1 protein-coding gene (running past one end of the window) is annotated in these 12,544 nt (G+C 71.7%); it reads left to right on the forward strand.

The genetic code is table 11. The features are described 5' to 3' along the window. Positions 1-12,544 carry the 5' end (the start) of an IPT/TIG domain-containing protein gene (locus K8625_RS39390; protein WP_370642030.1) on the forward strand. Its footprint extends 19,535 nt past the window's final position, so 12,544 of the gene's 32,079 nt are visible here — the first part of the coding sequence; it begins with the start codon at positions 1-3; its stop codon lies off the right edge, out of view.

Genomic DNA, 12,544 nt, shown 5'->3' on the forward strand with positions numbered 1-12,544 from the left:
GTGAATCGGTTCGTTACGAACGGTGGGCGTGCCGTGCTGGTGATGTTCTGCCTGGGCCTTGTCCTGACCGCGAGCGCGCAGCAGCCGCCTGCGGAGCCTGTCGTCACCGCGGCCTACCCGCTGGCCCCGCTGCGCCCGGGAGCCACGAGCGCGGAGATTGGCTTCGACATCGCGGAGCAGGCGTCGCGCCTCCGGGTGTCCGTGACGAGCACCTCCGCGACCAAGGGAAGCTTCGTCACCCTGCGCGACGTGCTCGTGGAGCGGGACTTCGCGGGCGCGGTGCCCTTCCACCTGCTCATCCCCCTGACGGCTCCCTTCCCGGATGACGGTGTGCTCACCGTCACCGCCACGCCGCTGGCCGCGGATGGCACCTCCGGCGACGCGCTTCCGGTGACGTTCAGCGCGAAGTCGAGCCCCCCGGCCTTCGGGGCCACGCCCGTTGCCGTGCGTGCGAACGAGGCCCGGAACCAAATCACCCTGGAGGTGAACTACACGGGAGACGTGTCCTCCGCGGAGGTGTCCGTGCTCGGCGCTTCGGCGATCGCGCTGAACCTGGCGCACGGTGACCTGGGGATGGTGGAGCCCCGGGCCTTCATGGTGGCTCGCGGGCTGGTGGGCCGGCCCCGTGTCAGCGCCCCCGGCCGCATCAGCTTCACCGTTCCCACCCTGGAGGGCGTCTCCATTCCTCCGGACGGCGTGGTCATCGCGGACGTGGCGCTGCGCGATGCGTTCGGCCGCACGGTGCACACCTCGGCCGTCGAGTTCACCAGCTCCACCACCTTTGATCCGCTGGTGGACGTGGTGGTGTCCCCCTCGTCCCTGCTGATGGAGCAGATTGGTCAGCCGGTGCGGCTGCAGGTCACCGGCCGCTTCGCGGTGGCGGGAGACGTGGACCTGTCGGGCGCGCGGCGCGGCGTGACCTATGCGTCCGGGGACCCCGACGTCGTCTCCGTTTCGCCGGACGGCACCGCCGTCGCGCTGTTCCCGGGCGAGACGACGCTCCAGGTGACGTATGCGAACCAGACGGAGGAGGTGCCCGTCCTCGTCACCCAGCAGGCGCAGTTCGAGCGGGTGGAGATCCACCGGGACCAGGACCCCGAGGCGCTCATCGAGCCGCTGGAGTTCGGCATCCCCCGCGTAGGGGGCACGCTGCCGCTCAAGCTCGTGGGTGTCCTGTCGGTGGGAGGAGGGGAGCGGTTCGTCGACCTCACCTCCTTCACGTCGAAGATCGTGTGGTCGTCCTCCGACACCAGCGTGGAGGTGTCTCCCCAGGGCCGGCTGACCGCGAAGCGCCCGGGCTTCGCCTCCATCCAGGCCACCTACCGGGTGAACGACTCCACCGTGCTCGATGCCACGCCGCGTTCGGTGGAGGCAAAGAACGCCCTGCCGGAGATCCGCCTGGCTTCACCCGCCACGGTGACGACCGGCACCTCCTTCTCGGTGAATGCGCTCGCCACGGACGACATGGGCATCAAGGAGGTGCGGTTCTTCCTGGGCAAGGCACGTGTCCCCGTGGCGGTGGACACCCAGGAGCCCTACGTGCTCCAGGTGCAGGCCCCGACCCAGTCGGGCGCGACGCTGGAGGTGTCCGCGGAGGTCGAGGACATCGGTGGAGCGGTGAGCCCTGCCCAGCCGGTGAAGGTGAAGGTCACGCCCGTCCCCGGCCCCAGCGCGAAGCAGGTCATGTACGAGGTGCCCTCGCCGGGTGCCCATCTCATCGAGGGACTGCCGCAGGTCATCCGGGTCACCAGCGGCGAGTGGAGGTCCGGGACGCTGTCCCCCCTGGACTTCCAGTCGGTGCGCTTCTCCGTGGATGGGGCGCCGCTCGGTGTGTCCCAGACGCCGCGCATCGAGATCCGGACGGTGCCGAACTCGAACCCCGAGCAGCACGTGGCCGTGCCTCTCTGGGAGGTCACCTACGTTCCGCCGCCGGGCAGCGCGGGCACCACCGCTTCGCTGCGGGCGGTGGGCGTCGATTCGGGCGGAGCACTCGCCGACGCCGGGGCGATGCTGGTGCGCATCGTGCAGAACGCGCCACCGCTGGTCTCCATCCGTCAACCGGCGGGCCAGGAGGTGGAGGTGCGGGCCGGCCTGCCGCTCACCGTCCGCGGCATCATCGGGGATGATGCGCTGGCGTTCGGCGTGCGGGCCTCGCTGCTGGTGGATGGCAACGCCGTGAGCAGCGTGCAGCTGTCCGCGGAGGGCCTCGCGGGCACCAGCACCCACTCCAGGGATTTCGTCTTCACGTGGACGCCACCCGGCTCGAGCCTGGGCAAGCGGCACCACGTGGAGGTGCAGGCCATCGACAACGCCGGGCTGGAGCGGCGGGTGGGCTTCGAGGCCATCGTCCTGAACGACGAGCCGCCCATCATCTCCATCGCCACGCCCACGAACGGGGCCAATGTGGTGGCCGGCTCCTCGCTGCTCCTCACGGCGAACGTCGTGGACGACAGCGCGGACAGCGTCAGCGTCACCTGGTACGTCAACGGCGCGGGCGTGGGCCAGTCCAGCGCGCCGCCCTATCGGGTGCGCTACGTCACGCCCGGTCAGGGCGGGGACCTCGTGGTGACGGCCGTGGCGCGGGATGGGCGCGGCCAGACGGCCTCACCCGAACACCCCGTCGTCGTGCACGTCGAGCCGGACACGACGGACCCCAACGTCACCTTCCAGGCGCCCAGGCCTGGCATCAAGGTTCCCGTGTCCCAGCCCCTGCTCGTCACGGTGACGGGCGGGGACAACGTGGACACGGTGGCCGTGCGCATCTACAGCCAGCGGCCGGAAGAGCAGAGCCCCGGGCTGCTCGTGGCAGACCCCTCCCCGCTGGAGGACCAGGGCCGATTGGGCTCGTTCGTCACCCATGCCGTCGTGCCCAAGAACCGGCTCGCTGGCATCGACCAGCTGAAGCTCATCGCGGAGGCCGAGGATGCATCGGGGAGGACCCGGAGGGAGGAGCTCACCGTCGAGCTGGACACGGACGACGCGAAGCCCACCGTGGCGTTCGTCACCCCCAGCGCGGAGGACGCCGTTCCCGTCGGCACGAAGCTCGCGGTGCTGCTGCGCGCCGAGGACGACGTCGCCGTCGCCCGCGTGGAGCTGTACCGGGGCGCGGAGCGCGTCGGTGAGCCGCTGCTGTCGCCGCCGTACCGCTTTCTCGTGGAGCTGCCCGCCACCCCCCAGCCGCTCCAACTGACGGCCCGTGCGTGGGACTCCTCCGCGCAGCAGTCCGACGACGCCATCCTGACCGTCCAGGTCGTGCCGGACGACGAGCAGCCGATGGTGGCTTTCCGTACCCCCATGGAAGGAACGCGCCTCTTCACGGACGACCTCGTTCCCATCGAGGTGCTGTCGGCGGACAACGTGGGCGTCAAGAAGGCCACCCTCGTCGTCAATGGCAACGAGGCGGGCGCGCTGACGTCGACCGGCTTCACGCAGGAGAACCTGTACCAGGTCTTCCAGTTCAGCACCGTCAGGGCCACCCCGGCGGGAACCGACCAGCCCATGTCGCTGCTGGCGCGGGTCGAGGATGCCGCGGGCAATGTCGCCGAGCGGCGCATCGAGCTGCCCGTGGGGGCCAACCTCCCTCCCGAGATTTCCATCTACACCCCGGCGGCGCGCACGCCGGTGAAGGAGGGTGAGGACGTCGACATCACCTTCACCGTGGCCAACGACGACGGCAACGTGGCCTGGGCGGGGCGCTCCGGTGGCGTGCGGGTCGGTGAATTCCCACGCATCCCCACGAACGAGCGGCAGGACCTGTCCAGCCTCCAGCGCCTCGTGGTCCGCGCGCCGCTGGTACAGGACGGTGGCACGCCCTCGGTGGGTGTGGCGGCCGTCGACCTCCACGATGCTGGCTCCTTCACCGACGTGGTGCTGGACGTGGCGGAGGACACGGAGGCTCCCACCGTGGTGCTCGTCACGCCCCAGGCCGCCCGCGAGGGCGTGCTGGAGGTGTCCCAGAACGGCAGCCTGAGCATGCGCATGGAGGTGTCCGACGACGTGCGTGTCACCCGGGTGGGCGTGGTCGTGGACGACAGCTACGAGCTGGCCGAGGAGTCCGGGCAGCCCCGGGTCCGGGAGCTCGAGTGGAAGTTCGAGGAGGAGCGCACGCCCAACCCGCTCGGCCCGGGGGACATCCTCCTCAGCCGGCGCTACGTGGGCACCTGGAGCGGCTCGGTCTCCTTCCCCTCCAGCGACACGAAACTGGGACCCGGCCTCCACACCCTCCAGGCGAAGGTGTACGACGCCGCGGGCAACTTCGAGCTGAGCCCGCCGGTCCGGTTCCAGATTCTCGCGCGCGAGGACAAGCTGCCTCCGGTGGTGCGCATCTCCCTGGGCGGGACGCCCTCGGAGCGCACGTGTGTGGCGGGTTCCACCCCCCTGCTGCGTGTCCAGGCGTCGGATGACGGCAACCTGACGTCGCTCGCGGTGCTCTTCGACGGGGCTCCCGTGGTGCCGGGAGGGGCCGTCGTGGAGACGCGCAGCGCGAGCAGCATCACCCTGGCCGGGCCCTTCCCGCTGCCTCCGCTGGATGCGGAAGGCCCCCGCACCGTGGTCTTCGAGGCGCGGGCCGTCGACGCCAGCCACCGGGCGACCGTCACGAGCTTCTCCTGCCAGCTCGTGGCGGACAGCTCGCCCATCGCGCTCTGGGCTTCGCCCGACCCCGCGACCCGGCTCACCGAGGAACAGCTCACGCCCGGCACGCTGGAGCTCCAGGACGACGTGACGCTGCGCTCCGCGTGGCTCGTCGCGCCCTCGGCGCCCTTGTCCGCGGTGGGGGCCAGCTCCTTCCAGGTTCCGTTCGCGTCCACCGTCGTCGCGGGAAATCGCCCGGTGCCCAGCGCGACGCTCTCCTTCGGCCGGGACAAGGCCACGTCCCTGCCGGCCCGGTTCACCGCCACCGTCGGAAGTCAGGCCCTCACCGTGTCGCCCCCCGCGCTGCTCGGCAACGACGAGGCGCCCGGCGCCCTGCGGCTGGAGCTCCCCAACTGGCAGCCCGCCCACGCTGCCGTCGCGCACGTCACCTACATCTACCGTCCGAAGGCGGGGGCGCCGGACCCGTTCTTCACGGAGCACCCCTCCACCGAGGCGCGTGAAGTCACGCTGGTCCCCCAGGGCGCGCTCCTCACCGCGGACCTCGCCTTCCCGGCGGCCCGCGTGGAGATGGAGGAGGTCGTCGTCACCTTCTCCGCCGGTACCAGCGGCGAGGCGCCGCTCGTCTCGCGCTTGTCCCTGCGCTACCTCGGCCATCCGTCGCCCCAGGCGCGTGTCGTCGCCGAGGGGGCGAAGGTGGCGGTGGAGGCCCTTGACGCGACGGTGACGGCCGGCCGGCCCACCCAGCGTCCGGTGTCGCTGCGCGTTCCCTCTGGCTGGGGCGCGGACGCGGTGCGCTACACGGCCATCGTCGTGGACTCGCGTGGCGCGGCGGCGCGCGCGGAGCGGACCTTCTCGGTCCAGCCGGACCGGCAGTCACCGGCCGTCTCGGTGGTGAGCGCGGGAGACCGTGGCGCGGCGGTGGAGGGCCGGGGCTTCCAGGCGACGGTGCGCGTCACCGACAACGCGAGCATCGCGAGGGTACGGCTCCATGCGGGTGGTACATTGGTGGGCGAGACGCCGCTGGTGGGCCCGCTCCAGGACGTGGAGTTCACCATCCCCGGCGCGTTGGCGACCGCCGGCACGCTGGAGCTGTCCGCCACGGCGTGGGACCGCGCGGGCAATCCTCCCGTGACGTCGAGCCCCGCCTTCGTGCAGGTCCGTCCGGACGCAATCCCCGTGGTGGAGCTGCTGGAGCTGGGCTCGGCGGGAGAGCGCATCACCCAGAAGGAGCTCCAGAGCGGTTTCGTCCGCCTCATCCAGAACACGTCCGCGGAGCTGCGCTTCCGCGTGCGCGATGACGTGCGCGTCGTCGACTACCAGGTCGACTACGATGGCAGGGACCCGTCGGGAGGGCCGCTCTCCTGGGTGACGGTCAACCAGCCCGACAGGACGCAGAGCCTCTCGTTCACGCCGCCCGTGGGACTGAATGGCGCGCCCTCGGTCCTCGTCATCACCGCTCGCGACGACCGGGGCGCAGTGGGCCAGACGCGGCTCATCATCGAGTCGCGGCAGCCCCGGGCGCCGGACCTGGCCATCCTCGAGCCGTCGGTGGATGGGTACCTGGTGGAGGGCAGCATCCAGCTCCGCCTGAACGCGCTCTCCGGGGACGACCTCGGCATCCAGCGGCTGGAGGTCTACATCAACGGTGGCACCACGCCCGCCATCACGCTGCAGGGGAGCACGGGCATCCCGGTCGAGACCTTCGTCGATGGCGATGGCCTCCGCACGCCCTCGGACCCGCTCGCCCGACAGGCGCTGGCCGCGCTGCGCGTGCCCACCGAGGAGATTGGCCGGTTCAAGACGTACCGCACCACGCTGAGCCTGCCGCCGGGCTTCGTGAAGCTGGACCCGAGCCGCTCCGAGGCCTTCATCCGACTGCGGGTGGATGCCGTGGACAACGAGGACCACCGGTCCTCCGTGGAGCGGCGCGTGCGCGTCGTCCAGGACACGGGGCTGCCGGTGGCCAGCTTCCTGCGGCCCTCGCTCGGCAGCGACATCGTCGAGGGCACGCCGGTGCTCATCCAGGTCCAGGCTCGCGACAACGCGTTCGTGGACCGGGTGGAGCTCTATGCCGGCGCGAGCGCGGAGGAACTGAAGCGGGTCCACACGGCGGGAGACTTCCCGCTGGAGAACGCGCTGCCCGGCTCGGCGTTCGACGTCTACACGCCCGTCATCACCTACCAGCACATGGTCCCGAAGCTGGGGGCGCAAGCCGCGCTGGACGTGGTGCCGTACTTCGTGGCCGCGCGCGCCAGGGACGTGTCCGGCCAGTGGAGCGAGCTGGAGTACCAGCAGATCGACGTGGTGCGGGACAGAGAGCCGGCGCTGGCCATCGTGTCCCCGGCGGACGGCACCCGGGTGGTCCGCGGCAACCCGGTGACGGTGGTGCTCGCGGCCGAGGATGACGTCGCCGTCACCAGCGTGCAGCTCTTGCGCGTCCTGCAGGTCGGCGGAGTGACGACGAAGGTGCCTTATGGGTTGCCGCTGGAGCGGCCTCCCTTCACGTTCGCCTACGTGCCGCCGGCGGACCTGCCGGAGGGCACGACGGTCGTCATCGAAGGCAAGGCGGTGGACAGCTTCGGTCACGTCGTCTTCTCGCAGGCGTTGACGCTGAGCGCGCAGGAGGACCAGCCGCCCACGGTGGCCATCGCCCAGCCGGGCGACGGGGTCCAGGTGGTGGAGGGCCGCGACTTCTCCGTGCTGGTGGCCGCGCAGGACGACGTCCGCGTGGAGTCCGTGGAGGTCACGGTGGAGGGAGGCGTGGACGGGCCGCTGCACTTCGTGGGGACGGCGCGTCCGTATTCCTTCCGCGTGCCGCTGCCGTATGGCTCGGCTGACCGCACGCTGACGGTGCGCGCGAAGGCGCGCGACTCGGCGCGGCAGACGGTGACGGCCCCGGATGTGCGCGTGACGGTCATCGACGACAAGCAGAAGCCCACCGTGGCCTTCGCCTCGCCGGCCCACAACTCCCGGATGGTGGAGGGGCTGCGCCTGGACGTGGAGGTGCGCGCCGAGGACAACGTCGGCGTCGCCGCCGTCACCGTGAGCGCCAAGGTGGGTGATGCCACGCCCAAGGAGGTGGCCCGCTTCGCCGCGCCGCCGTTCCGCTTCTCGTACCTCATCGACAAGAGCCTGGTGTCCGAGGACGGGACGCCGGTGCCCCTGGAGTTCACCGCGAAGGCAGTCGACACGAGCAACAACGACGCCACGGCCCGGGTGCGGGTGGAGGCCATTGGTGATGCGAAGCCCAGCGTGGCGGTGTCCACGTCCCCGCAGGCGGTGGTCGGACTGCCGACCACGTTCTTCGCCAAGGCCAGCGACGATGTCGCGGTGGCCCACGTCACCTTCCTGGTGGGGCCGAGCGAGGACTCGGTCGCGGAGGTGGGCCGGGACTTCCAGCTTCCCTTCGAGCTTCGCTACGTGGCGGACCCCGCCCAGGTGGGAAAGACGCTCTGGCTGCGGGCGAGGGCGGTGGACTCGGCGGGGCAGGAGCGGCTGTCCGACGCGGTGTCCTTCGGGGTGGTGGAGGACCGTCCGCCGCGCGTGAAGCTCGTCAGGCCGATGGCTGGCGCGACCCTGCTGGAGGGCGGCCGGGTGCGGATGGAGGCCGAGGTGGAGGATGCCGAGGGCGAGGTGTCCTCGGTGACGTTCTTCGTGGACGGGCGCAAGGTGGCCACCGCCACCGCGCCTGCGGGCATCCCCGGGCGGCCCAACGCCTACGTGGCCAGCTACGTGGTGCCCGTCGACAACCCCGAGGCCTACCTGGAGTTCCAGGCCGTGGGCGTGGACGTCGCGGGCAACGAGGTGGCCTCGGAAGCCCATGGCGTCCTCATCATCAGGGACACGGTGCCCCCGGAGGTCGAGCTGGTGGACCCTCCGGACCTCGACGTCGTCACCGAGGCGGAGCCGCTGGTGCTGGCCGCGGCCGCGGAGGACAACGGCGTTGTCGACGCCGTCTCGTTCCACGTGGATGGCGTCCGGGTTGGCACGTCGGCGGTGCCCGTGCAGGGCCCGGCGGGCCGTCCGCTGTACCCCTTCACCTGGCTGGTGCCCAACTCCGCGGCCAGCGCCGCGGAGGAGGACCTCCTTGTCGTCGATGCGAGAGCCAAGGACCTGTCCGGCCAGGAAGGCCAGTCGTCGAACGTCCGCGTGGAGGTCGGCATGCGGCCCGAACACCTGCCGACCTATTTCTTCGGCACGGGCGGCCCGAGTGAGTACAAGCTGGGCTCGCTCGCGTTGGACGCGAAGACGGGGCGGGGCGTCGTCGGCGGCTGGAACCTCCCGAAGCACGCCCTCATCCGGCCCCAGGGCGTCCACTTCTTCACCGTCACGGCGGAGGGCGTGGCGACCGCCGGCCCCTTGATGCTGCCGGGCATTCCGGTGGCGGCGACCTTCCATGGCAACCTGGCGCTGGTGGTGGTGCAGGGGAAGCTCGACGAGCTGCCCACGCTGCAGGTCATCGACGTCACCCTCCTGTCGATGCCGAAGCTGCTGGGCTCCATCGACCTGCCCGGTCCGCAGGTGCATGCGGTGACGGCCGAGGGCCACCTGGCCTTCGTTGCCAATGGCGAGGCCGGCGTGGTGGTGGTGGATTTGAAGGCGCAGGGCCTGCCGCAGCGGCTGGATGTCGTCCCCGTCGTGGGGGAGGCGCGGGACGTGGTGGTGATGGGCAACGACCTGCTGGTGGCGGCTGGGTCCGGCGGGCTGCGCGTGCATGACCTGCTGGACCCGGAACTGGGCGAGCGGACCTTCACGCCGATTCCGGGTGGCGCGGAAGAGGTCGAGGTCTCCGGCACCCGCGCGCTCGTGGGCGGCCAGGGCTTCGCCGCGGCGCTCGCGGTGGTGGACCTGACCTCCAGCCCGCCGCTGCTGGAGGCGCTGCTGTCGCACGCGCCCCGGCGCCGGGACCTGGTGGCCACCGGTCAGCGCTCGCTGGCGACGTCCGGTGGGCTCTCCGTGTCCACCGTGCAGTTGGTGGATCAGGAAGCGGTGCCGGTGAAGGGCCTGCTGTCCGCCTCCGTCGTCCCTCCGGACGGGCTCCCGCGCACGTTCGTGCGCGCCAACGTCCCGCTGGCGCAGGACGTGAGCCTCTATGAAGGCCGGCCCTTCACCCTGTTCGGTCACCAGGGCCTGGTGGACTTCAGCCTGCCGCAGTTCCTGGTGACGGACGTGGTGCCGGCGAACGGCGCGGATCAGGTGGCGCTGTCGGGCATGGACCCCCGGGTGACGGTGACGTTCTCGCAGCCCATCGACTCGGAATTCCTCGGCGACAACCCCACCGTCGCCGTGCTTCGCGTGGGCAGCCCCTTCTCCTCGACGGTGGTGCCCGCGACGGCGGCCGTCGAGAACGAGCGCCAACTCGTCTTCACGCTGACGGGCGACGCCCCGAAGCTGCCGCGCAACACGGACATCTACGTCGTCATCATGGGAGGCCCGGATGGGCTGAGGAGCGAAGGCGGAGCGCCGCTGCGCGCCGGGTTCACCTCGCGCTTCCGCACCCGCCCGGCGGATGGCACGCCGCCTTCCGTCGTGAGGGTGGAGCCGCCCGCGGGGCCGGTGGATGGCGGTACGCGTGTGAAGATTCATGGCGTGGGGCTCAAGTCGGGCGCTCGCGTGTTCTTCTCCTCCGAGGAGGCCACGGAGGTGGGCCTCGACACGACGGGCGCGTTCCTCACCGCCGTGACGCCTCCCCAGGTGAAGGGGCCGGTGCGTGTCACCGTCGTCAACCCGGACGGGCTCCAGGGCAGCCTGCTGGGTGGCTTCGTCTACCTGCCCATGCTCGAGCTGGGCTTCGCGTACCCCGCCACGGGCCGCACCCTGGGGGACGAGCCGGTGGAGCTGTCCGGCGCGGGCTTCCAGGTCGGCGCGAAGGTGACCTTCCGGGGTGTCTCCGTGAGCCGCGCGGCGACGGAGGTCGTGGTGCAGTCGCCCGGGCGCATCCGCCTGAAGACGCCCGAGGGAGACTTCGGCCCGGCGGACATCATCGTGGAGAACCCGGACGGCCAACGTGTGGAGGCGCTCGGGGCCTTCCTGTACTCGGACCTGAACACGTCGGCCGTGGTCAGCCGTCACGATGGTCACGGTGACAGGCCCCCGGAGCGGCTCCCTCGCGGCATCCCCGGGCAGCTCGTCCTCACGAACAAGCGCGTGTGGATGTTGTCGGACGGCGCCGTCAGCCAGGGGGCGACGGTGGTGGAGGTGCTGAAGAACAGCCTCCAGGGCGCGCTGTCGCTGGTGGACGTGAGCGACCCGGCGGACGCCAAGGTGATGGGCGGCGTCTCCTTTCCGCCGCCGTACCTGCCGCGCGCCCTGGCGGTGCGGGGCAGCACGGCCTACGTCGTCGCGGACGCGCCGGAGCTCCAGGCCGTTGAGTTGGTGGGCGAGGGTGGCCCGTCGCTGCTGGTGGTGGATGCCACGAGCCCCACGGCTCCCCGGTTCGCCTACGCGATTCCCTTCGAGGGCCAGGCGCATGGCGTGGACGTGGTGGACGACCTGGTGCTGGTGGCCTCCGGCGAGGGTGGCCTCACCCTCTTCTCGTTGAGGGACCCGCTCAAGCCGATGCTCATCGGCTCCGTCCGGTCCTTCCTGCAGGGCGGCGTGCTGGGGACCCCGTCCATCACCCGCGTGCAGGCGCGCGGGCGCTACGCCGTCGTCACGGCCGAACGTGGCTCCAGCAGCGCCTCTACCCTCGTGGTGGACCTGGCGCGTCCGGGCTTCCCGGTGGTGGGGGAGCTGGACCCCGACCTCGGGGACCTGGCGACGTCCGGCTCCGCGGGGCTCGCCGCGTCCGGCGGCGCGAGGACCGTGTCCCTGGCGCTGCCCACCCGGCCCCGCGTGGTGTCCACGGTGAAGTCGCTGGTGCCGGTCGACTTCTCTTCCGCCGGCCTCGGGCCCCACCTGGGCGCCACCGCTGGCCGCTCGCTGGTCCAGCTCAACCTCGTTTCGGACCTGGCGGCGCCGCTCCCGGTCGACGCGGTGGACCTGTACCCAGCCGTCAACCTGGCGGACGTGGCTGTCGAGGGCAACCTCATCGCCGCCACCATCCGCGAGCTGGTCCCCCGCTCGGCGGCGACGGACGCGCTGGCGCTCATCGAGGTGCCGTTCCCCATCGTGGTGGCCAGCACGCCGCGCTCCGGTGAGACCGGCGTGCGCGTCTCCGAGCCCATCACGCTGGAGCTGAGCACGGCCCTGCATGAGGGCAGCGCGGTGCAGTCCCGCTTCTCCGTGCGGCTGGTGAAGCTCAACGGCTCCGCCGAGGGCGTGCCCGTGGCGGCGACCTGGAGCCTGAACGAGTCGCGGACCGCCATCATCCTCCGGCCGGCGCACGACCTGGAGGAGCGGACCTCCTACCGTGTGGTGGCCCAGGGGCTCGTCTCCAAGAGCGAGGCGGTGATGCCCGGCCGCTTCGTCGCCGAGTTCGAGACGTCCACCGCGGGCGACCGCGTCCCGGTGACGCTGCTGTGCCCGGCGGCGACGCCGGACGGGCCCAGGGAATGCGTCGAGCCCCGCCAGGGGCCCGTGCAGGGTGGAACGCTCGTCACGCTGCGTGGCGCGGGCTTCGAGTCCGGCCTGGAGGTCCGCTTCGGCGGGAAGCCCTCGAGAGTCGTCCGGGTCGCCACCGACAAGACCTGGGTGGAGGTGGAGACCCCGGCGGGCTCCGCTGGCGCCGCGACGCTCGAGGTCCGCAACCCCTCGGGGGGCTCGCTCACACGGGTGGGCGCGTACCTCTACACGGAGGTGCTGTCCCTGGCCTCCATCTCCCCGGACCGGGGACCGACCTCGGGGGGCACGCGGGTGGTGCTGGAGGGCGCCGGCTTCGCGACCGACCGTCCCATGGAGGTCTACTTCGGCAACCAGCGCGCGCTGCGCGTCCGGACGCTCGGCATCGGCCGGCTGGAGGCCTATACGCCCAACGGTTTGCGGGGACCGGTGGACGTGAGGGTGATGCTCC

The organism is Myxococcus sp. AS-1-15, assembly GCF_020037055.1.
GTDB lineage: Bacteria > Myxococcota > Myxococcia > Myxococcales > Myxococcaceae > Myxococcus > Myxococcus fulvus.